The sequence below is a fragment of the Massilia sp. P1_C10 genome (assembly GCF_056406475.1).
In genome coordinates this window covers 608629-633138 of the sequence record NZ_JBFUAC010000002.1, presented here as the reverse complement: position 1 = coordinate 633138, position 24510 = coordinate 608629, and the positions used below count along the sequence as shown (strand labels likewise).

Genomic DNA, 24510 nt, shown 5'->3' with positions numbered 1-24510 from the left:
GATATTCTCGTCAGCTTTCGTACCTGTGATGGTGCTTGACAGACAACGGAAACTTCCTAACCCGATATTATAGCGAAATTTGGTGCTCCGCAATAGGCGAAAGATGCTTTTATGGAATTTTCTAAGCTGATAACAACGTTCATTTTGTAACAATATGTTTATAGCCAGCGATCCGCCCTGCATAAATGCCGTTTTCCCCACAAAATTCGGTCGACCTTTACAGGCCGGTAACAGTGGGGTGGAGGCAGGGGCGTGACTCCAGCCAGATTGCCGCAAAGCGTTCCAGGCTGATTTCGCAGGCCGCCGGATTATCGAACGCCGCCTCGCCGCGCATATGATCCGAGTGGAAGCGGCGCACGATGTGGACCTGGTCGCCGATGCAGAACGAATCGGTCAGCTGGTGCAGATTGGGCGGCGTGGCGCGGCATTCGACGCGGTGGCCGTAATCGCGCAGCAGGCGCAGGAAGCGCGGGCACTCGCGCTCGATATGAGCGCTGCGGTGCATCGCCAGCACCAGTGCGCCGCCGGCGGCGAGAAAGTGGCGCAGCGCCGCGTCGACGTCGGCCTGCCCGAGCGGGAACACGGAAAAGTCGGGATCGAACATCTCCAGCACGCCTTTCGAGCGCGCCAGGCATTCGCGCAAGTGCGCGCCGAATTCGGCGTGCGAATTGAATTTCACGGCAATCGGTGCATCCATGTGTCCCCCTTTTGCTGGCCTCAGCGTCAAGTTCGGGGTCAGGTCCGCCGGACCTGACCCCAGCCTTTGGTCGCCGCCGCCGGACTTAGCCCAGTTCCACCCAGCCGTCCTGGTACCAGGTGTACAGCGCGTCCATCACATCGTCCGACGCGCCGGCCAGCGCTTCGCCGGACAGCATGCGCGTGTTGGCCAGCGTATCGAGCAGCGCCTTGTCCGCGCGCCCGACGGCGAACGACTCGCCATTGATGAACACGTGCTTGCCGCGATAGAGCATCAGCGTTTTGAGCGACAGTACCACGCCGCGCTTGGCGATCGCCTCGCCGAAGCGGCCAACCGTCAGCGGCTTGGCCGGCCCGGTGAAGAACACATTGTGCTTCGGCTCCGACAGGTGCTCGCCCAGGAAGATCGTCACGTCTTCTTCGGTGAAGCGCACCTTGTTCAATTCATCGGCGATGGTCGAGAGCATGTGGCGCGGGATCTCGGCCGGCTTGGCCGAGGCCTCCAGCTCCGGATCGGCGTAGCGGCCAGGCAGGTCGATCGAATCGGCCATGAATTGCAGGAAGGCTTCGCCCAGTTCCTGGTAGGACGGCGAGCGGAAGCCGATCGAGTAGGTCATGCACTCGCCCTCGGCCACGCCGTCGTGCGCGTAATGGGGCGGCAGGTACAGCATGTCGCCCGGCTCCAGCACGAACTCTTCCTGCGGCTTGAAGTTCTTGAGGATCTTCAGCGGCATGCCGTCCACTAGCGACAGGTCCTTCTGGGCGCCGATGCGCCAGCGCCGCTTGCCGTGCGCCTGCAGCAGGAACACGTCGTAGGAATCGAAGTGCGGGCCGACCCCGCCGCCGTCGGAGGCGAAGCTGATCATCAGGTCGTCGAGGCGGGCGTCCGGGATGAAGCGGAACTGGCGCAGCAGCGCGTCGGCGCGGGCGTCGTACAGGTTGGCGCCCTGGACCAGCATGGTCCATTCCTTGCGGTCGCGCGCCGGCAGGTCGGTCAGGGGGCCATGCTGCATGTTCCATTCGCCGTCGAAATGGGTGATCAGGCGCGACTCGACGAAGTTCTGGGTCGCCATCCTGGCCAGCGCGTCGAACGGCACGATCGGCTTCATGCCCGGGATGGCCTGGCGGATCAGCAGCGGTTTCTTGTGCCAGTAATCGCGCAAAAACTGGGCCGGCGTGATGTCGCCGAGGAGGGGGATTTTTTTCATGCGCCATTATAACCGTGCAGCTATGGGCGAACGCGGGCGCGGAGGTATAATCCGTCTGCTAAAACACTGAAAGGAAGCGCGATGAAGATTGCCAAGAACACGGTAGTGACGGTCAACTACAAGCTGTCGGACGCACAGAACAACCTGATCGAAGATGGCAGTCAGCCCATGGTCTACCTGCACGGCGGCTACGAGAACACGCTGCCGAAGATCGAAGAAGAGCTCGATGGGAAAGAAGTCGGCTATTCGTCGACCATCCAGATCGAGCCGGACGACGCGTTCGGCGACTACGACCCGGCGCTGGTGAAGGTCGAGCCGCGCAACCGCCTGCCGGAGCCGCTGGAAGTGGGCATGCAGTTCGAAGGCATGCCCGACAGCACCGACGCCGACGACGAAGCGATGATCTTCACCGTCACCGACATCGCCGACGACAAGGTTGTACTGGACGGCAACCATCCGCTGGCGGGCATGGCGCTGCGTTTCGAGCTGTCGGTGATCGACGTGCGCGCGGCGACCGAAGAAGAGATCCAGCACGAGCACGTGCACGGCGCCCATGGCCACCACCATGGCGACGAAGATGACGGCGATGCCAGCGACGAGTTCCGCTCGCACCCGGTGCACTGATGTGGGTCGGGGGTGTAGCAGGGGTTTAGTGAAGCGAAGCTTCGCTCCTGCGAAACGGTCGAGCCTTGCAAGGCTCGACTCCTTCCAGGTCCTGCGCGACCTGACCCTGTTCTTGACGCCGGCGGCTGCACTATCACTTCAGCGATTCAAGCCGTTGCGTCAACCCCGTGGTCAGGTCCACCGGACCTGACCCCACCTTCCAGAATCACTTCTCGTCCGACGCGTTCTTCAGCGTGAACGGCGACGCCGCTCCCGGCGTGACTTTCACTTCCACCGCTCCCGATCCCAGGCTCAAGTGCCCCAGGTTGCCGCGCCATTCGATGTCCGGCGAACCCTTCTTCGCCGAATCGGTATCGATCAGCAGCACCTTGCCCGGATACTTCTGCGCCAGCGCCGCGATCTGGCGCCGCGGCTCGTCGAAGCCATCCTGCTTGCTGCTGCTGGCGCGTCCAAGCAGCGCGCGCAGCCCGGTCGGCTGCGTCAGCGCCTTGACGTCGCCCTCCGAGAACAGCACCACCGCGTCGAGCTTCTCGCGCCTGGCCATCGCAAACAGGCGATTGAGCCAGAAACGGTTGGCCACCATGCGGTCCTCGAACTCGCTGTTGCGGCCCGCTTCGGGCAGGAAGTGGTTGTTGTTGGCGGGGAGGTTGATGGTCGCGTACAGCACGTCGCCCACCTGCCAGTGCGCGTTCTCCGCGTAGCTGCGGAACTTCGCGCTGGCCGACAACCGCGTCACCGCCAGCTTGCGCACGCCCAGCGAATGCGGCTCGCTGTAAAAAGTTTCGCGCAGCCGGTTCAGTCGTTCGATCGCCAGCGAGCGGCCGGCCGAGTTCTTGCAGCCGCTCCAGTCGCTGGCGGCCGGCAGCACGATGATCGGCCGGCGCGCGTCGTCGAACAGCTCGCGCCGCTGCGCGTACAGCTTGTCGCTGCACGGTTCGTCCGCGCCCTTGATGCCGGTGACGACGACGAAGGCCAGCGACGATTCGCTTTCGTCGGCGATCGCCTGCTTGAGCCGCGCCTCGCTGCCGCCGTTGTGGAAGCTGTGGCCGATCACGCCAAACCGGTGCTGGTTTGGATCCACCTTTTTCGGCGCGGCGGCGAACGCGCCGTGCGTCGCCAGCACGGCCAGCGCGACCGCTGCAAGCTGGTGGCGGCGCGCCATTATGCGGACAGGCGCTTCAACTGATACAGCCGATCGAGCGCCTCGCGCGGGGTGAGGGCGTCCGGATCGATCGCATCCAGCGCTGCCTGCAGATCACTGGCGCCGGGCGCCTCGGGCGCTACGTCGTCGTCCGGCTCGACGCACGGCAGCGCGAACAGGTCGAGTTGCGGCGTCGTGTCGAGCGCCTGCGATTCGAGCCGCGCCAGGTGCTTGCGCGCCGCCTTGATCACGCCCTGCGGCACGCCGGCCAGCTGCGCCACCTGCAGTCCGTAGCTTTGCGAGGCCGGGCCGGCCTGCACCGCGTGCAGGAACACGATGCTGTCCTTGTGCTCGACCGCCGACAGGTGCACGTTCGATGCGGTCGGATGGCTCTCGGGCAGCTGCGTCAGTTCGAAGTAGTGGGTGGCGAACAGCGTGAAGCTGCGGCTCGTGTCGATCAGGTGGCGCGCAATCGCCCACGCCAGCGCCAGGCCGTCGAAGGTCGAGGTGCCGCGTCCGACTTCGTCCATCAGCACCAGGGAATGCTCGGTGGCGCCGTTCAGGATCGCCGCCGATTCGGTCATTTCCACCATGAAGGTCGAGCGGCCGCCCGCCAGGTCGTCGGTGGCGCCGATGCGGGTGAAGATGCGGTCGATCGGGCCGATCGTCGCCGAAGTCGCCGGCACGTAGCTGCCGATGTAAGCCAGCAGCGTGATCAGCGCGACCTGGCGCATGAAGGTCGATTTACCGCCCATGTTCGGGCCGGTGATCAGCAGCAGTCGGCGCTCGTTCGAGAAGCAGCAGTCGTTGGCAATGAAGCGCTCGATCTGGTTCTCCACCACCGGATGGCGGCCTTCGCGAATATCCAGGCACGGCTCGGCGACCAACTGCGGCGCGCACCAGTTGTGCTGCAGCGCGTGGTGAGTCAGCGCAGTCAGCGTGTCCAGCTGCGCCAGGCCCTGCGCGATCGTCTGCAGGCAGGCGATGTGCGGCGCCAGGTCGCCCAGCAACTGGTCGTACAGCAGCTTCTCGCGCACCAGCGCCTTGTCCTGCGCCGACAGCGCCTTGTCCTCGAATACCTTCAGCTCCGGCGTGATGTATCGCTCGGCGTTCTTCAGCGTCTGGCGGCGGCGATAGTCGTCCGGCACTTTGTCGGTCTGGCCGTGCGTGACTTCGATGTAAAAGCCGTGCACCTTGTTGTACTCGACGCGCAGGTTGGCGATGCCGGTGCGGGCGCGCTCGCGCGTCTCCAGGTCGACCAGGAACTGGCCGGCGTTTTCCGACAGGCCGCGCAGTTCGTCGAGTTCAGCGTCGAAGCCGCGCGCGAACACGCCGCCGTCGCGCACCATTGCCGCGGGTTCTTCGGCGACCGCGCGCTGCAGCAGGTCGAGGCAGGATTCGGGCGTCGCGATCGACTCGTGGATCGCCGCCAGCACGGCCGGCACGCCGGCGATGAAGCTTTGCTGGACGGTGCGGCGCAGCGCGGGCAGCTGCTTCAGGCCGCCGCGCAGGCTGGCCAGGTCGCGCGGGCGCGCCGACAGCAGCGCGATGCGCGTGGTGATGCGCTCGATGTCGGGCACGTTGCCCAGCGTGGCGGCCAGCGCGCCGCTGGTGTCGCTGCCGGCCAGCGCGGCGATCGCCTCGTGGCGCGAGCGGGCCACGCCCTGGTCACGCTTCGCATGGTGCAGCCAGTGGCGCAGCATGCGCGAACCCATCGCCGTGCGGCAGTGGTCGAGCAGCGAGAACAAGGTAGGCGACTCCTGGCCGCGAATGGTCTCGGTCAGTTCCAGGTTGCGGCGGGTGGCCGCGTCCAGGCCGATGAATTCGTTTTCGGTTTCGGTCGACAGGCTTTTTACGTGCTGCAGGCCGCGGCCCTGGGTCGACTGGGCGTAGCGCAGCAGCGCGCCGGCCGCGCCGAACGCGGCGCCCAGGCCGTCGGCGCCGAAGCCGGTGAGGGTGGCCACGCCGAGCTGCTCGAGCAGCGCGCGGTGGCCGCCGACGACGTCGAAGTGCCAGTCGGGCACCGTCTGCGTGTGCGCGATTGCGCTGTCTTCGAACAGGTCGCCGGTGTCGCCGCGCAGGATCTCGGCCGGCGCGATGCGTTCGAGCTCCTGCTGCAGGCGCACGCCGACGGTGCGGGCGTCGCCCGAGAACTCCATCAGCTTCAGGCCGCCGGACGCGAGCGACAGCCACGCCAGGCCGGTGGTGACCACCTTGCGTTGGCTGATCATGCACATCGCCAGCAGCGGGCGCTCGGCCTTCTCGGGCAGCAGGTCGGCGTCGGTCAAGGTGCCTGGGGTGACGACCCGCATCACCTTGCGTTCGACCGGGCCCTTGCTGGTGGCAGGATCGCCGATCTGTTCGCAGATCGCGCACGACTCGCCCAGCTTGACCAGCTTGGCCAGGTAGGGATCGAGCGAATGGAAAGGGATGCCGCACATGCGGATCGGATTGCCGTTCGACGCGCCGCGCGCGGTCAGCGTGATGCCCAGGATGCGCGCCGCCTTTTCGGCGTCGTCGTGAAACAGCTCGTAGAAGTCGCCCATGCGGTAAAACAGCAGCATGGTCGGGTAGTCGGCCTTCAGTCGAAGGTACTGCTGCATCATGGGCGTATGTTTTTCGCCCGCGCCGTTCTTGATGGCGGCTGCGTTGATTTCGGTCGGAACGGTGGTCATTTATTCTTCATGGGGATGGAGCGGCGGCGGCGCCTGCGATGATCCCGCCATTTTACCGCTTTCGCCACGGCGCTCCGAGCAAAAACCTGCCTGATTCCAGCAACCGATCGATTGCATTTTACGGACAGGCCTCCTATACTGGGTTAATGCAACCTTTTGGTTGCGCAATGACCAGAAGGAGGAACAGCATGAAAAGCATTTCGAGCACCGATTGCATTGAGCGCAGCGTCGTCATCGACGCCCCGCGCGCTCGCGTTTGGCAAGCCCTGGCGAACGCCGAGGAATTCGGCACCTGGTTCGGCGCGAAGCTGGCCGGCCAGGTTTTCGTACCCGGCCAACGCACGCGCGGGCAGATTACCTATCCCGGCTATGAGCATCTCACTTTCGACGTGATGGTCGAACGGGTCGAGCCGCAAGTCCTGCTGTCGTTCCGCTGGCATCCCGCCGCAGTCGATGCGGCGATCGACTATTCCGCAGAAGAGTCGACGCTGGTGACCTTCACGCTGGCCGACGCACCGGGCCAGGGCACGCTGCTGAAAGTGGTGGAATCCGGCTTCGACCAGCTGCCGGCGGAACGCCGCCTCGAAGCGTTCCGCATGAACAGCGGCGGCTGGGATGCGCAGATGGATAACATCGTGCGCCATGTCGGCGCCTAGCGCCCCGCACGGCGACGTGGTGCCGCGCGTATTCGCGGCGCTGGGCGATCCGACGCGCCTGAAGCTTGTCGCGCTGCTGTGCGCCGGCAGCGCCTTGTCGATCGCGCAGCTCACGGCCGGCACCGACATCAGCCGGCAGGCCGTCACCAAGCACCTTCATGTGCTGGCCGAAGCGGGTGTGGTACGCGACGTGAAGCTGGGGCGCGAGCGGCTCTGGCATCTGGAGCCGGCGGCCATCGCGGAGGCCCGGCGCGCACTCGAGATCATCGGCGGGCAGTGGGACGTCGCGCTCGGGAAGCTCAAGCGGTTTGCCGAGTCGTCATAACAGTCATGAGCGTGCGGCCAGCGCACGCTCGATGTCGACGAACTTCATCGGCTTCGCGAACAGCCACCCCTGCGCGTATTCCACGCCGTGCTGCCGCAGGAACCGTGCCTGCGCCTCGGTCTCGACCCCTTCTGCGGTCAGCTTCAGCTTCAGACTCTTGGCCATTTCGATGATGTGCTGGACCACGTGACTGGTCGGCGCCTCGGTCGCGATCGCGTCGACGAAACTCTTGTCGATCTTCAGGTAGTCGACCTCCAACGTCTGCAGGTAGGACAGGCCGGAATAGCCGGTGCCGAAATCGTCGATCGCCACCCGCACGCCTTTCGCGCGCAGCGTGCGCAGCATCTCGCGCGCCAGTTCGACATTCAGCAGGCCGCGTTCGGTGATTTCAACCACCAGGTTGCCGGGCGCCGCCGCGGTCTTGCTCAGGAAATCGTCCAGCTGCGCCGGCAGCCGTGGCGAATGCATGTCGGCCGCCGACAGGTTGACCGCGAGGTGAAAATGCGGATGGCCCCGCAGGAATGCGCCGGTGTCGCGCGCGGCCAGCTCCAGCACGCGCTGCGTGACCAGCTCGATCAGCCCGCTTTTTTCGGCGATCGGAATGAAGATGTTCGGGTCCACCAGCTCGCCGGTCCGCCTCTGCCAGCGGATCAGCGCTTCGGCGCCGACCCACGCGCCGCTCTCCATGTCGACGATCGGCTGGTACAGCAAAAACAGCTCATTGCGCTTCAGGCCCGTCTTGATCGCTGCCGCCAGCGACAACTGGGTGCGGGCGAGCAGGAGCACGGCCGCGGCGAGCATCAGGCCGGCGATCCCTCCGGCCGGCACCAGGCGTTGAGCGGCCTCGCGCGTGCTGTGGTTGGAATCGCTGACCGGGATCGCCGCGACGGCGGCATACAGGAAGCGGTCGGACCGCGCCGCAGCCACCAGGCGCCGGCCATCGACGAACGTCACCGCCTTGTGCGTCCCCAGTCGGTGCAGCCATTCGCTGGCGACGAAATGGCGCGATGCCATGGGAACGGTATCGCCCAACAGGAAAATCGCCAGAGACACTTCGGGGCCGCTGACGGTCGTGTCGATCGGCAGGTCCTTGTGGATGATCGCCACATAGTTATTGCGCGCCAGCGCAATGAACGGCACCTGCGGGGCAAAGGGAAGGCGCAGGTTCTTGTAGATCGCCACACCGTTCGCGGTGACGAAATCCGGGGCGCCGCCGAGCATCAGGTCCTTGCGGTCGCCGCCGATCGAGGAGCAGGCGATACGGCCGTCTTCGACATGGCCAATCGCCTGGATGTAGCTCGAGGTCACGTCGATCTGCCGCATCAGGTCGATGTTCGCGTCGGAACACGGCGCCCCGTTGCGCGCCGCCTCCAGCAGCTTGAAGCCGCGGTCGACCTGGGCCGCGGTGGCGTCGGTGCGCATCAGCACGTCGCGCGCATAGCCCAGCACTCGCTCGGTTTCGATGGCGCGCCCCTGGCGCTGCGCTTCCTGGATCGCCAGCAGCACCGGCGCGCCGACGGCGAACGCCGCCACCACCAGCGTCAATGCGATGGCGGCCCGCTTCTTTCTCATGGAGCTCTACCTGCCGACATGGTTTCTCCGCGCCGGATTGCGTTGAAGACCATCATAACGCACCATTTATGCGTGTTTCATAATAATTTAGACAAGACGAATGTCGTGACAAGCTGCCGCGCCCAGAGGTAGAATCGGCTCATGCGTTATATCCGCCTCCTTCTGATCGCCCTGGTTTTCGTGCTGCACAGCGCGGCCGTGATGGCGTCGTCCGTGAAGATCTGCTGCATGGACGCGCATTGCCCGGTCGCCGAATGCGTGACGATGGGCTGCATCGCCGATCCGCTGCCACCGGCGGCGGCGGCTGTAACCCAGCAGATTTCCGCACCGTCGATGCGCGCGCCGGTCTTGCCATCGGAATCGGTGCATCTTGGTTCGCACGTGGAAGAGATCTGGACGCCGCCCGACTAGGATGATCCTGGTTTTGTCAGAAAACTCAAATCAAACAACAAGGAAACGAAGATGAAATCGAAAATGTTCAAAGTGGGCGCCGCTGTTGCCCTGTTGGCCGTCTCGGCCGCCGCCGCCGCATCGAGCATGGACTGCTGCCTCAGCGTCGAATGCTGCCTGCGCATGCTGGGCTGCTGCTAAACCCAGGCCGCGGTAAATAAAAAAAGCCGGCGCTGCGAAGCGTCGGCTTTTTTATTGGGCGATCGGGATCAGGATTTGTCGCTCTTCGACCCAGACTGCTTGCTGCCGCTGTCGCTTTTCTGGCTCTGCTTGCTCGTGTCGGACTGCTGACTCGCGCCAGTGGTGGCGCCGCTGCGCGAAGCTGGCGGCGTACTGCCTGGCGCCTGCTGGCCGGACTGCTTGCTCTCGGCGTGAGTGTGATTGTGACCGCTGCTGACTTTGCTGCTCATGTGATCTCCTTGTTGTGAAACAAACTGAGCACCATCATGCACTGCCGTTGTCGGCCAGATAATAGGCGCGCGGCGGCTGCGGGCGTAGGACACCGCTTACTTAAATTTTTTTGGACCTTGTCTAAACGCTCAGAATGCGTTTAGAATCGTCCGTGCCGAACAACGGCAAACGCTAGGGGTCCTGCAAGTCGCGAACGCGATGCGCGGGTGAGAAATACCCTCCGAACCTGATCTGGATAATGCCAGCGAAGGGAAGCATGGTGACACCGGCCGCGCGCCGTCTCGCCTCACTCCTTTGCTGGCTCCTGCTCAAACCATCGAGAAGCTACCAAGGAGCCACATGAACGCCAACCCGAAATTTTTGTCCGCCACCGCGACGGTGGACGAAGCCGCAATCCGTCCATTGCCGATGTCGCGCAAGGTCTATGTCGAAGGCAGCCGCCCCGACATCCAGGTGCCGATGCGTGAAATCGGCCAGTCCGACACCGCCGCCTCCTTCGGCGCCGAGAAGAACCCGCCGGTCTACGTCTACGATACCTCCGGCCCGTACACCGACCCGGACGTGAAGATCGACATTCGCTCCGGCTTGCCGTGCCCGCGCGCGCCGTGGATCGCCGAGCGCGGCGACACCGAGGAGCTGGCCGGCCCCTCGTCCGCGTTCGGCATCGAACGCTCGCTCGACCCGGCCACCGCCGACATGCGCTTCAACCTGCAGCGCAAGCCGCGCCGCGCCATCGCCGGGGCCAACGTCACGCAGATGCACTACGCGCGGCGCGGCATCGTCACGCCGGAGATGGAGTTTGTCGCGATCCGCGAGAACATGCGGCGAAAGGAGTACCTGGCGCAGCTGCGGGCGTCCGGCCCGATGGGCAATCGCCTCGCCGAACTGATGGGGCGCCAGCATCCTGGCCAGTCGTTCGGCGCCAGCATCCCCGACGAGATCACGCCCGAATTCGTGCGCGACGAAATTGCCCGCGGCCGCGCCATCATCCCGGCCAACATCAACCACCCCGAAGTCGAGCCGATGATCATCGGCCGCAATTTCCTCGTCAAGATCAACGCCAACATCGGCAACTCCGCAGTCACATCGTCGATCGGCGAGGAGGTCGAGAAGATGACCTGGGCGATCCGCTGGGGCGGCGACAACGTGATGGACCTCTCGACCGGCAAGCACATTCACGAGACGCGCGAGTGGGTGATCCGCAACAGCCCTGTGCCGATCGGGACGGTGCCGATCTACCAGGCGCTGGAAAAAGTCAACGGCAAGGCCGAGGACCTGACCTGGGAGATCTACCGCGACACGCTGATCGAACAGGCGGAGCAGGGCGTCGACTACTTCACGATCCACGCCGGCGTGCTGCTGCGCTACGTGCCGATGACGGCTAAGCGCCTGACCGGCATCGTCTCGCGCGGCGGCTCGATCATGGCCAAGTGGTGCCTGGCGCATCACCGCGAGTCCTTCCTGTACACGCATTTCGAAGAGATCTGCGAAATCATGAAGGCCTACGACGTGTCGTTCAGCCTGGGCGACGGCCTGCGTCCCGGCTCGATCTACGACGCCAACGACGAGGCGCAGCTGGCCGAACTGAAGACGCTGGGCGAACTGACCCAGGTCGCCTGGAAGCACGACGTGCAGGTGATGATCGAGGGCCCGGGCCACGTGCCGCTGCACCTGATCAAGGAGAACATGGACCTGCAGCTGGAGCAGTGCAGCGAGGCGCCGTTCTACACGCTCGGGCCGCTGACCACCGACATCGCGCCGGGCTACGACCACATCACCTCGGGCATCGGCGCCGCCACCATCGGCTGGTACGGCACCGCGATGCTGTGCTACGTCACGCCGAAGGAGCACCTCGGCCTGCCCAACAAGGCCGACGTCAAGGACGGCATCATCACTTACAAGATCGCCGCCCACGCGGCGGACCTGGCCAAGGGACACCCGGGCGCGCAGATCCGCGACAACGCGCTGTCGAAAGCGCGCTTCGAGTTCCGCTGGGAAGACCAGTTCAACCTCGGGCTCGATCCGGACAAGGCGCGCGAGTTCCACGACGAGACCCTGCCCAAGGATTCGGCCAAGGTGGCGCACTTCTGCTCGATGTGCGGCCCGCATTTCTGCTCGATGAAGATCACCCAGGAAGTGCGCGAGTACGCCGGCAGGATGGGGATCTCGGAAGTCGCGGCGCTCAAACAGGGCATGGAGGTGAAGGCCGTCGAATTCGTCAAGCGCGGCGCCGAAATCTACCAGAAGCAGTGAGGCGCGCGATGACCGAAATTATTTTGAACGGAGCGCCGCACCAGGTGGCGCCTGAAGCGACGCTGGCCGACCTGGTCGACGCGCTGTCCTTGTCGAACCAGGCGCTCGCGCTGGCGGTCAACCGCCGCGTGGTGCCGCGCCAGCAATGGCGCGAGCACGGCATGCGGCCGGGCGACCGGATCGAAGTGGTGCGCGCCATCGGCGGCGGCTGAACCAGGAGAATGACATGAAAGAATCGAACCAGGAACTGACAATCGCGGGCAGGACCTATCGCTCGCGCCTTCTGGTCGGCAGCGGGAAATATCGCGACCTGGCGCAGACGCGCGAGGCGACCGACGCCGCCGGCGCCGAAATCGTCACGGTGGCGATCCGGCGCGTAAACATAGGGCAGGACCCGAAGGCGCCCAGCCTGCTCGACGTGCTGCCGCCATCGCAGTACACGATCCTGCCCAACACGGCCGGCTGCTACAACGCGAAGGACGCGGTCTACACGCTGCAGATGGCGCGCGAACTGCTGGACGGGCACAAGCTGGTGAAGCTGGAAGTGCTGGGCGACGAGCGCACGCTGTTCCCGCACATGCCCGAAACGCTGGCCGCCGCCGAAACGCTGGTGCGCGACGGCTTCGACGTGATGGTGTACTGCAGCGACGATCCGATCCAGGCGAAACTGCTGGAGGAAATCGGCTGCGTCGCGGTGATGCCGCTGGCGTCGCTGATCGGCTCCGGCATGGGCATCCTCAATCCGTGGAACCTGTCGCTGATTATCGAGCAGGCCAAAGTGCCGGTGCTGGTGGACGCCGGCGTCGGCACCGCGTCGGACGCGGCGATCGCGATGGAGCTGGGCTGCGACGGCGTGCTGATGAACACGGCGATCGCCGGCGCGCGCGATCCGGTGCGCATGGCGCGCGCGATGCGGCTGGCGGTCGAGGCGGGCCGCGAGGCTTACCTGGCCGGACGCATCCCCAAGCGATTCGCCGCTTCGCCTTCGTCGCCGATGACAGGGCGCCTCGCGTGACGCGGCCGACCGTTCTGGTGTTCGCCGGCGCCGACCCGAGCGGCGGCGCCGGCATCGCCGCCGACATCCTGGCCATTGCGGCGCTGGGCGCGCATGCGCTGCCGGTGATCACCGCGGTCACGGTGCAGGATAACGACCGCGTGTTCGAGGTTCTTCCGGTGGATGCCGATGTGGTGAGCCGACAGGCGCGCGCGCTGATCGACAAAATCGCGATCGGCGCGGTAAAGATCGGCATTCCGGGCAGCCGCGGCAACGCCGAGGCGATCGCCGCCCTGATCTGCGAACTGCGCCGCGATAACCACGGATTGCCAGTGGTGCTCGATCCGGTCCTCGCGAGCGGGGCCGGCGATGGGCTGTCGTCGATCGGGGCGCTGGCGCCATTGCTGCCGCTGGTGACGGTGATCGTGCCGAACCTGCCGGAAGCGCGCGCGCTGTCTGTCCTGACGGACGATTTCGCCAACGTGCTGGTGACCGGCGGCCACGCGGATGGCGCGATGGTGGTCAATCGCTGGACCGGGGAGGGCGGCGAACGGGAATGGCGCTGGCCGCGCCTGCCGGGCGAATTTCACGGCAGCGGCTGCACGCTGGCTGCGGCCATTGCCGCGCGGCTGGCGTGCGGCGACGCCATCGAGGTCGCGTTGACGGCGGCGCAGGCTTACTGTCACCGAGCGCTGGCGGAATCGTATTCGATCGCCGATGGCCAGCGCATTCCGCTGCGCTCCTTTCAAACTACTTCGCAGGGATCCCCATGAAAGGCCTTTACCTCGTCACTCCCAACTGGGACGACACCGCCGCGCTGGTCGACAGGACGGAGCAGGCGCTGCGCGCGGGCGCCGCGCTGGTGCAGTATCGCCACAAGAGCGCGGGCCCGCAACTGCGCCGGGAGCAGGCGGCGCTGCTGCTGGCGCTGTGCCGCCGTCACGGCCGTCCGTTCATCGTCAACGACTTCATCGACCTGTGCCAGGAACTCGATGCGGACGGCGTTCACGTCGGCGGCACCGATGCTTCGGTGGCGCAGGCCCGCAAGGCGCTTGGCGCCGGCAAGATAGTCGGCGCCTCCTGCTATGGCGACCGGCAACTGGCGCGCGACGCCGCGGCGGGCGGCGCGAGCTACGTCGCGTTCGGCGGCTTTTACCCTTCGCGCGTCAAGCAGTACCCCGTCACCACGGCGCCGGACATCGTCAGCTGGGCCAAGGCGGAAATCGCGCTGCCGTGCGTGGTCATCGGTGGCATGACGCCGGAAAACGCGGCGCCGCTGGTGGCGCGCGGCGCCGACATGGTGGCGGCCATCAGCAGCGTGTACGGCGCCCCGGCGATCGACGGCGCGACGCGCGCGTTCTCACGCCTGTTTTCTCGATGAGATGAAAGTCATCGTACTGGGCGCCGGCGTGGTCGGAACCGCGTCCGCATGGTACTTGCGGCAGGCCGGCCATGAAGTCACGGTGCTGGAGCGGCAGGGCGGGGCGGCGCTCGAAACAAGCTTCGCCAACGGCTGCCAGATATCGGTGTCGCACGCCGAGCCGTGGGCGAATCCCGCGTCCCTGCTCAAGGTGCTGGGTTCCCTCGGCCGCGAGGACGCGCCGCTGCTGTTTCGCCTGCGCGCCGATCCGCAGCAATGGCGCTGGTGCCTGCGCTTCCTGCGCGAATGCCAGCCGGCGCGCGTCGCGGCCAACCTGCGCCGCATCGTCGCCATCGCCGAGTACAGCCGCCGCAGCCTGCAGGCGCTGCGGCGCGAGACCGGCATCGAATACGACCATCTGACGCGCGGCATCCTGCACTTCTACACCGACCGGCGCGAGTTCGCGCGCTCGGCCGGCGCCGCCGCCGCGATGCGCGCGCTAGGCTGCCCGCGGGAGCCGGTCAGCGCGGACGAGGCGCTGCGCATCGAACCCGCGCTGGCCGGCGCGCACGAGAAAATCGTCGGCGGCGATTTCACCGCCAGCGACGAATCCGGCGACGTTTTCAAGTTCACGTCCCGGCTTGCGCGGCTCGGCGCGGCGGCCGGCGTCGAGTTCCGCTACAACTCCGGCGTGACGCGCCTGCTCGCGGAGGGCGGCAAGGTACAAGCGGTCGAGTTTATCGACAGCGATGGGCGACACGCCAGGCTGCGCGCAGATGCCTTCGTGGTCGCACTGGGAAGTTTTTCGGCGCCGCTGCTGGCGCCGTTGGGGATTCGCCTGATGATCTACCCGGGCAAGGGCTATTCGGCGACCTACCGAATCGTCGATCCCGTCAAGGCGCCGACCGTGTCGCTCACGGACGACGGCCACAAGCTGGTGATTTCGCGCCTCGATTCGCGCCTGCGCGTGGCCGGCACCTGCGAATTGAACGGCTATTCACGCGCGTTGAACCCGGTGCGCTGCGAGGCGATCACGCGCCGCGTGCGGATGCTGTTCCCGGGTGCCTGCGACTACGACGCGCCGGCATACTGGGCTGGGCTGCGGCCCTTGACGCCGTCGGGCGTGCCCTACATCGGCAAGAGCGCTTTTCGAAACCTGTACCTCAATACCGGTCACGGCACGCTGGGTTGGGCGATGGCGTGCGGCTCCGGCCGGGTCATCTCCGACATCGTTTCGGGCCGCGCGCCTGACCTGGAGGCTTCAATGCGGATGAGCTGACGGGATGTGGCGCAGCACTTTTGCCGCGAGCTTGCGCCATTTTTTGTGCGCCGTAGCGGCCGATGCGGGCGGCTCGCCGGCGTCGGCGCGCAGCGCCAGTGCGCCGCGCTCGGCGCCGACCCGGATCACGCGGTAGCAGTAGGCGCCGCCGGCCTCGGGCGCCGGCGCCTTGGCGACCAGGACGAATTCCCCGGCCGCCGCGGCCGCAGTCCCGGGCCTGGCGCACAGGGGCACCGGCCCGAAGCGATCGGGCACGCCGTGTTCGGCCGCCTCTGCCAAAAAATCGGATTTGATGAAGCGCGTCCCTTCCAGCTCGAGTCCGGCGCGGCCGGTCGCGCCGCGGTCGAACAGATAGGTCCGGGTGCCGTCGGCCGCGCCGCACTGGATCAGCGTCGCGCCGCTCGATTCGCTGTAGGCGACCAGCACCGGCTGTCCCTTGCACGGCGCCTCGCGCACCTGGCTGGCGGCGACGTTGAAGCCGCATACGCCGCCGGCGCAGGCGAAGCGCGACACCTTGCCGGCGCCGCTGGCGGGCAGCGCGAGCGACATCGCGGCCGCCAGGAGCAGGATGCGCATTGCGGCGCTTCGTTCAGATGCCGGCAACTCGCGCGGCTCCGAACTGTCCGATCAGCACCAGCTGCGGATTGGCGCGCTTCTTGGTGACGCCTTGTTCCGACGATTCGAACGGCGCGCCGGTAAGGATACCCATGCGGCGGCTGATGCAATCGGACTGGAAACCGGGCTTCCCGCGCCTGGCACGCTCGACGACGGCAATCTTCAGCAGCGCGGACTGGGTGGCCGGTTTCTCGTTCTTCACGCGCAGCTTGATCTGGTCGAGCGCCTTGGTGAGGCCGCTCTGCTGCACGCAAAGGTCGAACAGTGCCGCATAGCTGCGAAACTGCACCGCGCCCATCAGCGCCGGCGCGATGAGCCGCAGCTGGCTGACCGCCTGCATCGCCAGCGGATGGAAGGCGGCCTCCGCCTCGGCCAGCTGGATGGCGTTGAACCGGTCGATGGCGCCGAGCGCGTGGAAGGCGGCGCGCCATGCCGGCTTGTCGCGCGCCTGGAGTTCGCGCGTCCAGTCGAGTTGGGCCTGCTGGTCGTTTCGGTCGAGCGCCGACTTTAGGACCGAGAATCTGGTGCTGGGAGCGAAGCAGGCCGCGAAGGCCGGCTGGTCGGCGGCCAGCATCTTGTTCAGCAGGGGCCCCAGCGTGTCCTGGCCGAAGTTCCATTGGATCAGCCCGAAAGACATGCCCTGCAGGTCGAAGTCGTCGGCCAGCGCCTGGTAATCCATCGACTTGCTGCTCTCGAAGAAGGTGGTGATACGCAGGGCCATCTCCTGCGCTTGCGCCAGCGTCACTTGTGCGGCGGGCCCGGCGGGGGAGGTTGCCAGCGGCGGCGCGGCGCCCGAAATGGCCTGGTTGCCGGCGGCGTCGAACTGCCGCGCGCCGGCGCTGCCCGGGCTGCCCTGCTGGCTCTGGTGTCCGCCGATGAAGCCTGGCTTGTCCGCGCCGGCGGGTTCGCTTCTGTTCGAATTTCCCATACCAACCTCCATGCTGTGCAAGGGCGATTGCCTGATATTCTCACCTATAGAACAGGTATGACAGTATCAAATGTGATGGGTTCCTTCGCGCGCGCTTATACGCGCACCAGCAGCTTGCCCAGGTTCTTCCCTTCGAACAGGCTGTTGAGCGCGGCCGGCAGCTGGTCGAAGCCGTCGACGTAGGTCTCCTGCGAGACGATCTCGCCGCTCCTGACCCACGGCGCCACGGTCTTGACCATTTCGTCCATGCGGCTGGTGAAGTCGCGCGCCAGGATGCCCTGGATCGTCGCGCGCTTGAACAGCATGTGCTGCAGGAAGCGCGGCGCCAGGTCGGGCGTGTCGAGGCCGCCGTCGTATTGCGCGATCGCGCCGCAAATGATGATGCGCGCGCGCAGTTTGATCAGCGGGATCACCGCGTCGGTGACCATGCCGCCGACGTTGTCGAAGTAGATGTCGACGCCGCCGGTGGCTTGTTCGATCGCGGCGCGCAGGCCCTCGACCGTCGGATGCGCGCGATAGTCGACGGCGCCGTCCAGCTTCAGGGTGTCGGTCAGGAAGGCGCACTTGGCGGCGCCGCCGGCGATGCCGATCACGCGGCAGCCGGCGCGCTTGCCGAACTGCGCGACCAGCGAGCCGACCGCGCCGGCCGCGCCGGACACCACCAGCGTGTCGCCCGGACGCGGCTTGCCCGCTTCGGTCAGGCCGAACCACGCGGTGCGGCCAGGCATGCCGAGCACGCCGAGCGCGGTCGATACCGGCGCGGCGGCCGGATCGAGCTTGGTCAGTTCGCTGTGGTGGCACTTGGCGTACAGCTGCCAGCCGCTGTAGGCCGACACCCAGTCGCCTTCCTTGAACAGCGGGCTGGCGGACGCCACGACTTCGCCGACCACGCCGGCGCGCTGGACGATGCCGAGCGGATGGGGCACGTCGTAGGTGTTGCGCTTGTGCTGCTGGATGCGGATGTAGGGATCGACGCTGACGATGCGCGCGCGGATGATGACTTCGTTGGCCGCCAGCGTGCCGTCGAGCTCCGTCTCGCGCAGCTCGTAATGCTCGTCGCTGACGCGCGCGTCGGGACGTTTGACGTAAAACCACTGTCGGTTCTGAAAGCTCATGGGAATAGGCCGCGCTGCTGAAATAGGGCAGCCATTTTATCAGCAAAGGAATTGCGCCACGGCCGGGTAGGCCGCGGAACGCATGATGCCTGCGCAGGTGACGCAAGCTTGCGTGTGGCGCGACAGGCGATGCTAGACGGTGTCGCCGAGTGCATCGATCCGCCTGACTTCGGCGGCAATCATCTTGCGCAGGTTCTCCTTGTGCAGCTCAGCCACCTGGCGCGCATGGTGCAATGCCTCGCCGCTGAAGTCGATCTGCATCGGCGTCATGGCGGGAAACACCAGCGACGGCGCCAGCAGCTGCATCAGGCGCCCGGTGGCGTCGGGATCGGCCAGGGTGGCGGCCAGCGTCGATTCGGGCTGGGTCAACGCTTGCAGCTTGTGGTACTTGGCGCGGTCCGCCACGATTTGCGCCATGTAGGTCGAGTGGGCGATTTGCGCGCCTATCCGCTCCACCTCGTCCATCGCTTCGGCCAGCTGCCCGAGGGATTGTTCCAGCCGGGCTGCCGCATGCAGATACGCTTCGGAATGCCTGCTGGGAGGGTCGATTGTGCCGTTCATGATAATTCCTTCGAAGTTCGTCGGAATCTTCATTGTGCGCCGAAATAGTTAATTTTGCTGCACGCATTTTTACCCGCAGATCAGGGCGTCCTGTGTATATTTCTGCGATGGAATAGCGCGCATTTCACCATGGATGCGGGGTTCGGCGAACAGCTCTGCGGTAAGCGCTGGCGGCGCGCGCACGTTTGATCCAGCGCAAGGCGCGGCCCGCGGCGGCGGGTCAAATTAACAATTCGGCCGGCTGCCGGTCAGCCGGGCGGCTGCCGGTGCAGCGCATCGTGGCGGCGTCCCGGCGCGTCAGCCGGCCGACGCGATTACTGCGATGGCGTGGTCGTGCCGGCGCACAGCTTGTCGTTTCGTCGGCGACGGTGGGAAGGAGAAGCGGGGACCCCGGCCTGTGCGGCGCGGCGGTCGGTTTGTGCGCGCGGCCTGTATTCGGCCCGGACCGATGATGCCGGCTCCGGGTCGTGGCGCGTGAGATAGTCGGTGGTGAGATCCAGCATGGCAGCTCCCGAACGGTAAATCCTGCTTGCAGGATAAGTTTAACCGGACGGAAGCGCAGTGGAAGCCCTATCGCAAGATTTCTTAGCCTTGCGCAACACGTGCCGCGATATGGGCCAGCGCCTCGTCGACCTGGTCGATCAGGATCAGGCACAGGTCGCCTTCGGACAGGCGCGCCAGCGCCTTGTCGATCGCCACGAACTCGCCGTTGATCTCGTCGATATGCGTGGTGCGGCGCGCACCTTGCAGGCCCTGGCGCAGCAGCGCGACGACTTCGCCGTCTTCGCGCCCGCGCTGGCACTGGTCCTGGTACAGCAGCACGTCGTCGAACGCGTTGCCGAGGATCTCGGTCTGCTGGCGGATGTCCTCGTCGCGGCGGTCGCCGGCGCCGGAGATGACCACCGAACGGCGCTTGGCCGGCATGCTGTCGACCGCCTGCACCAGCGCGATGATCGCGTCCGGATTGTGGCCGTAGTCGGCGATCACGGTGGCGCCGCGGTAGGGGAACACGTTGAAGCGGCCCGGCGCGTTGTCGCTCTCGTTGGCGAACGACTTCAGGCCGGCGCAGATCGCGTCCCACGGCATGTTGACGCCCCACGCCGCGGCCACCGAGGCCATCACGTTCTCGACCTGGAAGCCGACCGTGCCGCCGCGCGTGATCGGCACTTCGGTCAGCGCGACCTTGTACTGGGTCTTGCCTTGCGCGGCGACCAGGTAGCCGTTGTCGATGTAGACCACGCGCCGTCCCTTGGCGCGGTGCATCGACATCACCGGATGCTGCGAGTCGGCGGCGAAGAAAGTCACGTCGCCGCGGCAGTTGTCGGCCATGCTGACGACGATCGGATCGGCGGCGTTGAGCACCGCCATGCCGCCGTCGGCGACGTTCTGCACGATCACGCGCTTGAGGACCGCGAGGTCTTCCAGCGTGGTGATGTAGTTCAGGCCGAGGTGGTCGCCCGAGCCGATGTTGGTCACGACAGCGACCTGGCAGCGGTCGAAGGCCAGGCCTTCGCGCAGCAGGCCGCCGCGCGCGGTTTCGAACACGGCCGCGTCGACGTCCGGGTGCATCAGCACGTTGCGCGCGCTGCGCGGGCCGCTGCAGTCGCCGCGGTCGATCGCGCGGCCTTCGATATAGACGCCGTCGGTGTTGGTCATGCCGGTGCGCAGGCCGCCAGCGGTGAGCAGGTGGGCGATCAGGCGCACCGTGGTGGTCTTGCCGTTGGTGCCGGTGACGGCGACGACCGGGATGCGGCCGTCCTCGCCGTCGGCGAACATCGACGAGATGATCGCTTCGCCGACCGCGCGGCCTTTGCCGAACGACGGCGACAGGTGCATGCGCAGGCCCGGCGCGGCGTTCACTTCGACCACGCCGCCGCCTTGTTCTTCAATCGGTTTCAAGACGCTGTCGCACACCAGGTCGACGCCGCAGATGTCGAGGCCGACCATGTGCGCCGCGGCGACCGCGCGCGCGGCCACTTCCGGATGCACGTCGTCGGTGACGTCGGTGGCGGCGCCGCCGGTCGAGAGGTTGGCGTTGTTGCGCAGGATGACGCGGCGTCCGCGCGGCGGCACCGACTCGGCTTCGTAGCCTTGCGCGGCCAGGCTGGCCAGCGCGATGTCGTCGAAGCGGATCTTGGTCAGCGACGTCGAATGGCCGTTGCCGCGGCGCGGGTCGAGGTTGACCTGGTCGACCAGCTGGCGCACCGACAGCACGCCGTCGCCGATCACCTGCGGCGGATCGCGGCGCGCGGCGGCCACCAGCTTGTCGCCCACCACCAGCAGGCGGAAGTCGTTGCCGGGCAGGTAGCGCTCGACCATGATGTCGTCGCGGAATTCGGACGCGGCCACGAAGCCGGCCGTCATCTGTTCCTTGGTCGTGATGTTGACCGTCACGCCCTTGCCCTGGTTGCCGTCCTTCGGCTTGATCACGACCGGCAGGCCGATCTCCAGCGCGGCGGCCCAGGCGTCGTCGGCGTCGACGGCGACGCGGCCGTGCGGCACCGGCACGCCGGCGGCGTCGAGCAGCTTCTTGGTGAGGTCCTTGTCCTGCGCGATCGACTCGGCGATGGCGCCGGTGCGGTCCATTTCGGCCGCCTGGATCTTGCGCATCTTGCTGCCCCAGCCGAAGGCGACCAGGCTGCCTTCGGTCAGGCGGCGGAACGGGATGTTGCGGGCGACGGCCGCGTGCACGATCGAGCCGGTCGACGGGCCGAGGCGCAGGTCTTCATCGAGCTCGCGCAGCTGGGCCAGCGCGCCGTCCAGGTCGAACGGGGCGTCGTCCAGCGCGGCCTTGATCAGCTGCTCGGCCAGTTCCAGCGCGAGGCGGCCCACCGCTTCTTCCGAATATTCGACCACGACCTGGAATACGCCTGGCTCGGTGGTGGCGGTGGTGCGGCTGAAGGTGACCGGGCAGCCGGCCTGCGCCTGCAGGTCGAGCGCGGCCAGTTCGAACACGTGCGCCATCGGGATGCGGTCGTCGTGGCCGGTCGGCTGCAGCGGCGACAGGGCGGGGAAGCGCGCGCGCAGGCGCGTTTCGAAGCCGGCGAGGTTGCCCACGCATTCTTCGTCGGGAGTGCAGTTGAGGACCGCCTCGACCGACGTGTGGTGACTCCAGAGGTTGGGGCCTCGCAGCGCCCGTACGCGTGAAACTTGCATAAACCGTTAATCCTGTCTGATGGGCTGTGCCCGGAACCTGGCGCGCGGCGCCAGGCTTGATTCGTTAATGAGGCGCGTGCTTGGCGGCCGGGTCGAAGGTACGCAGGCCGGCGGCCATGATTTCCGCCTCGACGCCCAGCGCCCAGGCCGCCGCGACCGCCGCCAGCACGCTGGCGGGGTACTTGACGGTGGCGGGATTGAGCGCGGACAGCGGCAGCAGCACCGCTTCGTCCTGGCCGTCGGCCATCACGATGGCGCCGTCACGCACGACCACGCTGCGCTTGCCGGCGGCGCGATGGGCCGCCACCACGGCGTTGTCCGGGTTCTCGGCGTAGAAGATCACGTCGCCGTCGCACAGGTCGGCCAGTTCGGCCACCGCTTCGTTTTCGGCGTTGAGCACCGCCACGCCGTGCGGCAGGATCACGTCGACCTGGGTGCGCAGCACGTTGGCCATGTCGTCGGCGTCGCGGATGTAGAACTCGGCGAGGCCGTCGATGCCTTCCATGTCGGTGACGATGCCGACCTGGCACTTGTCGTAGGCCAGGCCTTCGGACAGGATCATGCGGGCATTGCTCTCGAAGACCGCGGTCTTCAGGGTGCGGTTGATCAGCAGGCGCTGGCCGGCTTCCCACTTGATGCAGTCGCCCTTGACCACTTGGCGGTGATCCAGGTAAAGGCCCTGGCCGCTGGCGACGCCGACGTGGATGCCGGTCAGGTTGACCAGGCAGCCGACCATGCGCGCGATCAGGCTGGTGCCCTGGGTGCCGGTGACGCCCACGATCGGAATGCGGCCGCTGTCGGCAGGCTCGAACAGGTGGGCGACGATGGCCTTGCCGACCGGGCGCGCTTCGCCGTTGGCCGGCTTCAGGTGGGCCAGCAGGCCCGGGCTGGCGTTGACTTCGATGACGGCGCCGCGCTGCTCGTCGAGCGGGCGCGAGATGTCTTCGCACACCAGGTCGACGCCGGCGATGTCGAGGCCGACCACGCGCGCCGACAGGGCGGCCGCGTGCGCGACCGACGGATGGATCCTGTCGGTGACGTCCCAGGCCACGTTGCCGTTCGGCTGGATCAGCACCTTCTGGCCGTCCTGCGGAATCGAGTACGCGGTCATGCCCTGGCGCTGCAGTTCGAGGATGATCTCGGCGCCTTTTTCCGGCGCCAGCGCGTTCAGCGGCGCGTCTTCGGTGGTGCCGCGGCGTGGATCGGTGTTGATCTGGCTGTCGACCAGTTCGATGATGTTCGATTTGCCGTCGCCGGTGACCCACAGCGACTCGCCCTTGGCGACCGCGACGACTTCGGTGCCGACCACCAGGATGCGGTGTTCGTCGCCGGTGATGAAGCGCTCGACGATGACGCTCTGGCTGCCGCCCTTGCGGCTGGCCAGCTCATACGCCGCGGTGACGTCGGCCTCGGTCATCAGGTTCAGCGATACGCCGCGGCCGTGGTTGCCGTCGTACGGCTTGACCACCACCGGCAGGCCGATGTCCTGGGCTTCTTCCCACGCTTCGGCGGCGCTGCGCACCAGCGCGCCTTCCGGCACCGGGATGCCGCACGACTTGAGCATCGACTTGGTCAGGTCCTTGTCGCTGGCGATCGACTCGGCGATCGCGCTGGTGCGCTCGGTTTCGGCGGTCCAGATGCGGCGCTGCGCGGCGCCGTGGCCCAATTGGACCAGGTTGCCGTCGGTGAGGCGGATCGACGGGATGCGGCGCTCGGTGGCCGCTTCGACGATGTGCGCGGTGGACGGGCCGAGGCAGTGCTCGTCGACCAGTTCCTTCAGCGCCGCGACCTGCGCGGCAAGATCGTATTCGGTGTCGTTGATGGCGGCCAGCAGCAGCTCGCGGCCGGCGGCCAGCGCGGCGCGCCCGACATGCTCGTCGCGGGTGCGGAAGGCCATCTTGTAGATACCCGGCTCGCCGGTCGAGCGGGTCTTGCCGAAGCCGGTCTTCATGCCGGCCAGGTTCTGCAGCTCCAGCACGACGTGCTCGAGGATGTGGCCGGCCCAGGTGCCGTCGCGCAGGCGCTCGAGGAAGCCGCCATGCTCTCCGACGCCGCAGCGGTGCACCACCAGTCCTGGCAGCCATTCCACCAGGCGTTCGTACAGGCCAGGAATCTTGTTCGACGGCGCCTCTTCCAGCGCGCCGATATCGACCACGACCTCGATGACGGGGCGGTAGGTCCAGATGTTCGGACCGCGCAGATGCGTCACACGGAGGAACTCAAGGTCTTTCTTGTTTGTCATGTAAATAATTTCTTGATAACGGTTGCGCATTCTTCGGACGCGCTGAGCCGTTCCGAGGCATTGCCTGTGTTTGACTGCATCTGCGTTCTTCAGGCGCGCCAAGGCTTCCAAAAGAACATCATGTTGTATACTTGCTGAAACGAAGCTTACCGTGCCGAACCGATTTCTGCCAGTCTGGGCCCTCCGATAGAATACCGTAGATTGCTCCTTCGCTCTGGGAGCACCCTGTATCGGCTAGACCTGCCTGCA

24 protein-coding genes and 1 riboswitch are annotated in these 24510 nt (G+C 66.5%); of the genes, 11 read left to right on the top strand and 13 right to left on the bottom strand.

The window, feature by feature from the left end:
* Positions 1-217 precede the first annotated feature (217 nt).
* A complete protein-coding gene (locus AC1D02_RS07200) occupies positions 218-697 on the bottom strand; it encodes a DUF7931 domain-containing protein (RefSeq protein WP_477315167.1) in 480 nt (159 codons plus the stop codon).
* Between the two features lie 85 nt (positions 698-782).
* On the bottom strand, positions 783-1904 hold the full coding sequence (locus AC1D02_RS07195) for a JmjC domain-containing protein (protein ID WP_477315165.1): 1122 nt from the start codon (positions 1902-1904) through the stop codon (positions 783-785).
* An 81-nt stretch (positions 1905-1985) separates the two neighbouring features.
* On the opposite strand from AC1D02_RS07195, the gene AC1D02_RS07190 reads away from it, so the two are divergent.
* Positions 1986-2528, top strand: a complete 543-nt coding sequence (locus AC1D02_RS07190) for an FKBP-type peptidyl-prolyl cis-trans isomerase (protein WP_477315163.1) — start codon at positions 1986-1988, stop codon at positions 2526-2528.
* A gap of 205 nt (positions 2529-2733) precedes the next feature.
* On the opposite strand, the gene AC1D02_RS07185 is transcribed toward AC1D02_RS07190, so the two are convergent.
* Positions 2734-3690 carry a hypothetical protein gene (locus AC1D02_RS07185; RefSeq protein WP_477315161.1) on the bottom strand — a complete coding sequence of 319 codons (957 nt, stop codon included), beginning with the start codon at positions 3688-3690 and terminating at the stop codon, positions 2734-2736.
* Positions 3690-6344, bottom strand: a complete 2655-nt coding sequence (gene mutS, locus AC1D02_RS07180) for a DNA mismatch repair protein MutS (protein WP_477315159.1) — start codon at positions 6342-6344, stop codon at positions 3690-3692. The genes AC1D02_RS07185 and mutS overlap by 1 nt, the downstream gene beginning before the upstream one ends.
* Before the next feature lie 188 nt (positions 6345-6532).
* Between mutS and AC1D02_RS07175 the strand changes: the two genes are divergently transcribed.
* Complete coding sequence (locus AC1D02_RS07175; RefSeq protein ID WP_477315157.1) at positions 6533-7000, top strand: SRPBCC family protein; 468 nt, start codon at positions 6533-6535, stop codon at positions 6998-7000.
* Complete coding sequence (locus tag AC1D02_RS07170) at positions 6987-7325, top strand: ArsR/SmtB family transcription factor (protein ID WP_477315369.1); 339 nt, start codon at positions 6987-6989, stop codon at positions 7323-7325. The genes AC1D02_RS07175 and AC1D02_RS07170 overlap by 14 nt, the downstream gene beginning before the upstream one ends.
* A 3-nt stretch (positions 7326-7328) precedes the next feature.
* On the opposite strand, the gene AC1D02_RS07165 is transcribed toward AC1D02_RS07170, so the two are convergent.
* Positions 7329-8897, bottom strand: a complete 1569-nt coding sequence (locus tag AC1D02_RS07165; protein WP_477315155.1) for an EAL domain-containing protein — start codon at positions 8895-8897, stop codon at positions 7329-7331.
* 141 nt (positions 8898-9038) lie between these two features.
* On the opposite strand from AC1D02_RS07165, the gene AC1D02_RS07160 reads away from it, so the two are divergent.
* Both AC1D02_RS07160 and AC1D02_RS07155 read left to right on the top strand, forming a co-directional pair.
* Positions 9039-9308, top strand: a complete 270-nt coding sequence (locus tag AC1D02_RS07160; RefSeq protein ID WP_477315153.1) for a hypothetical protein — start codon at positions 9039-9041, stop codon at positions 9306-9308.
* A gap of 51 nt (positions 9309-9359) precedes the next feature.
* Positions 9360-9488 carry a hypothetical protein gene (locus AC1D02_RS07155; RefSeq protein WP_477315151.1) on the top strand — a complete coding sequence of 43 codons (129 nt, stop codon included), beginning with the start codon at positions 9360-9362 and terminating at the stop codon, positions 9486-9488.
* Between the two features lie 68 nt (positions 9489-9556).
* Here AC1D02_RS07155 and AC1D02_RS07150 read toward each other — a convergent pair whose 3' ends face one another.
* On the bottom strand, positions 9557-9757 hold the full coding sequence (locus AC1D02_RS07150) for a hypothetical protein (protein ID WP_477315150.1): 201 nt from the start codon (positions 9755-9757) through the stop codon (positions 9557-9559).
* Between the two features lie 164 nt (positions 9758-9921).
* Positions 9922-10028, top strand: a riboswitch (TPP riboswitch).
* Positions 10029-10097: 69 nt separating this feature from the next.
* Here AC1D02_RS07150 and thiC point away from each other — a divergent pair.
* Genes thiC through AC1D02_RS07120 form a run of 6 tightly spaced genes read left to right on the top strand, consistent with a single transcriptional unit; the run spans position 10098 to position 15644 of the window.
* Complete coding sequence (gene thiC, locus AC1D02_RS07145; RefSeq protein WP_477315149.1) at positions 10098-12011, top strand: phosphomethylpyrimidine synthase ThiC; 1914 nt, start codon at positions 10098-10100, stop codon at positions 12009-12011.
* Positions 12012-12019: 8 nt separating this feature from the next.
* Positions 12020-12223: a sulfur carrier protein ThiS gene (gene thiS, locus AC1D02_RS07140; RefSeq protein WP_477315148.1), complete on the top strand. Its 204-nt coding sequence runs from the start codon at positions 12020-12022 to the stop codon at positions 12221-12223.
* Between the two features lie 14 nt (positions 12224-12237).
* Positions 12238-13026 carry a thiazole synthase gene (locus tag AC1D02_RS07135; protein WP_477315147.1) on the top strand — a complete coding sequence of 263 codons (789 nt, stop codon included), beginning with the start codon at positions 12238-12240 and terminating at the stop codon, positions 13024-13026.
* Positions 13023-13778 carry a bifunctional hydroxymethylpyrimidine kinase/phosphomethylpyrimidine kinase gene (thiD, locus tag AC1D02_RS07130; protein ID WP_477315146.1) on the top strand — a complete coding sequence of 252 codons (756 nt, stop codon included), beginning with the start codon at positions 13023-13025 and terminating at the stop codon, positions 13776-13778. Before AC1D02_RS07135 ends, thiD begins: the two co-directional genes overlap by 4 nt.
* Positions 13775-14386: a thiamine phosphate synthase gene (gene thiE / locus AC1D02_RS07125; RefSeq protein ID WP_477315144.1), complete on the top strand. Its 612-nt coding sequence runs from the start codon at positions 13775-13777 to the stop codon at positions 14384-14386. The genes thiD and thiE overlap by 4 nt, the downstream gene beginning before the upstream one ends.
* 1 nt (position 14387) lies before the next feature.
* Positions 14388-15644, top strand: a complete 1257-nt coding sequence (locus AC1D02_RS07120; protein WP_477315142.1) for a D-amino acid dehydrogenase — start codon at positions 14388-14390, stop codon at positions 15642-15644.
* Here AC1D02_RS07120 and AC1D02_RS07115 read toward each other — a convergent pair.
* The 7 genes from AC1D02_RS07115 to AC1D02_RS07085 form a co-directional block, all read right to left on the bottom strand.
* On the bottom strand, positions 15627-16220 hold the full coding sequence (locus AC1D02_RS07115; RefSeq protein WP_477315140.1) for a hypothetical protein: 594 nt from the start codon (positions 16218-16220) through the stop codon (positions 15627-15629). The two genes, AC1D02_RS07120 and AC1D02_RS07115, sit on opposite strands and share 18 nt — an antisense overlap.
* A gap of 13 nt (positions 16221-16233) precedes the next feature.
* Entirely contained in the window at positions 16234-17187 is a 954-nt protein-coding gene (locus AC1D02_RS07110; protein WP_477315138.1) for a hypothetical protein, read from the bottom strand.
* Between the two features lie 95 nt (positions 17188-17282).
* On the bottom strand, positions 17283-18302 hold the full coding sequence (locus AC1D02_RS07105; protein WP_477315136.1) for an NADP-dependent oxidoreductase: 1020 nt from the start codon (positions 18300-18302) through the stop codon (positions 17283-17285).
* A 132-nt stretch (positions 18303-18434) separates the two neighbouring features.
* Positions 18435-18863, bottom strand: a complete 429-nt coding sequence (locus AC1D02_RS07100) for a hypothetical protein (protein ID WP_477315134.1) — start codon at positions 18861-18863, stop codon at positions 18435-18437.
* 314 nt (positions 18864-19177) lie between these two features.
* The gene (locus AC1D02_RS07095) at positions 19178-19366 is read right to left on the bottom strand and encodes a hypothetical protein (RefSeq protein WP_477315132.1); all 189 of its coding nucleotides are present in this window, start codon (positions 19364-19366) and stop codon (positions 19178-19180) included.
* An 82-nt stretch (positions 19367-19448) separates the two neighbouring features.
* The gene (gene cphA / locus AC1D02_RS07090) at positions 19449-22019 is read right to left on the bottom strand and encodes a cyanophycin synthetase (protein ID WP_477315130.1); all 2571 of its coding nucleotides are present in this window, start codon (positions 22017-22019) and stop codon (positions 19449-19451) included.
* A gap of 64 nt (positions 22020-22083) precedes the next feature.
* Entirely contained in the window at positions 22084-24261 is a 2178-nt protein-coding gene (locus AC1D02_RS07085) for a cyanophycin synthetase (RefSeq protein WP_477315128.1), read from the bottom strand.
* Between the last annotated feature and the right edge of the window lie 249 nt (positions 24262-24510).

Coding starts and splice junctions, on each gene's coding strand:
- AC1D02_RS07200 (WP_477315167.1), bottom strand. CDS start 697: ATGGATGCACCGATTGCCGTGAAATTCAATTCGCACGCCGAATTCGGC.
- AC1D02_RS07195 (WP_477315165.1), bottom strand. CDS start 1,904: ATGAAAAAAATCCCCCTCCTCGGCGACATCACGCCGGCCCAGTTTTTG.
- AC1D02_RS07190 (WP_477315163.1), top strand. CDS start 1,986: ATGAAGATTGCCAAGAACACGGTAGTGACGGTCAACTACAAGCTGTCG.
- AC1D02_RS07185 (WP_477315161.1), bottom strand. CDS start 3,690: ATGGCGCGCCGCCACCAGCTTGCAGCGGTCGCGCTGGCCGTGCTGGCG.
- mutS (WP_477315159.1), bottom strand. CDS start 6,344: ATGACCACCGTTCCGACCGAAATCAACGCAGCCGCCATCAAGAACGGC.
- AC1D02_RS07175 (WP_477315157.1), top strand. CDS start 6,533: ATGAAAAGCATTTCGAGCACCGATTGCATTGAGCGCAGCGTCGTCATC.
- AC1D02_RS07170 (WP_477315369.1), top strand. CDS start 6,987: ATGTCGGCGCCTAGCGCCCCGCACGGCGACGTGGTGCCGCGCGTATTC.
- AC1D02_RS07165 (WP_477315155.1), bottom strand. CDS start 8,897: ATGAGAAAGAAGCGGGCCGCCATCGCATTGACGCTGGTGGTGGCGGCG.
- AC1D02_RS07160 (WP_477315153.1), top strand. CDS start 9,039: ATGCGTTATATCCGCCTCCTTCTGATCGCCCTGGTTTTCGTGCTGCAC.
- AC1D02_RS07155 (WP_477315151.1), top strand. CDS start 9,360: ATGAAATCGAAAATGTTCAAAGTGGGCGCCGCTGTTGCCCTGTTGGCC.
- AC1D02_RS07150 (WP_477315150.1), bottom strand. CDS start 9,757: ATGAGCAGCAAAGTCAGCAGCGGTCACAATCACACTCACGCCGAGAGC.
- thiC (WP_477315149.1), top strand. CDS start 10,098: ATGAACGCCAACCCGAAATTTTTGTCCGCCACCGCGACGGTGGACGAA.
- thiS (WP_477315148.1), top strand. CDS start 12,020: ATGACCGAAATTATTTTGAACGGAGCGCCGCACCAGGTGGCGCCTGAA.
- AC1D02_RS07135 (WP_477315147.1), top strand. CDS start 12,238: ATGAAAGAATCGAACCAGGAACTGACAATCGCGGGCAGGACCTATCGC.
- thiE (WP_477315144.1), top strand. CDS start 13,775: ATGAAAGGCCTTTACCTCGTCACTCCCAACTGGGACGACACCGCCGCG.
- AC1D02_RS07120 (WP_477315142.1), top strand. CDS start 14,388: ATGAAAGTCATCGTACTGGGCGCCGGCGTGGTCGGAACCGCGTCCGCA.
- AC1D02_RS07115 (WP_477315140.1), bottom strand. CDS start 16,220: ATGCGCATCCTGCTCCTGGCGGCCGCGATGTCGCTCGCGCTGCCCGCC.
- AC1D02_RS07110 (WP_477315138.1), bottom strand. CDS start 17,187: ATGGGAAATTCGAACAGAAGCGAACCCGCCGGCGCGGACAAGCCAGGC.
- AC1D02_RS07105 (WP_477315136.1), bottom strand. CDS start 18,302: ATGAGCTTTCAGAACCGACAGTGGTTTTACGTCAAACGTCCCGACGCG.
- AC1D02_RS07100 (WP_477315134.1), bottom strand. CDS start 18,863: ATGAACGGCACAATCGACCCTCCCAGCAGGCATTCCGAAGCGTATCTG.
- AC1D02_RS07095 (WP_477315132.1), bottom strand. CDS start 19,366: ATGCTGGATCTCACCACCGACTATCTCACGCGCCACGACCCGGAGCCG.
- cphA (WP_477315130.1), bottom strand. CDS start 22,019: ATGCAAGTTTCACGCGTACGGGCGCTGCGAGGCCCCAACCTCTGGAGT.
- AC1D02_RS07085 (WP_477315128.1), bottom strand. CDS start 24,261: ATGACAAACAAGAAAGACCTTGAGTTCCTCCGTGTGACGCATCTGCGC.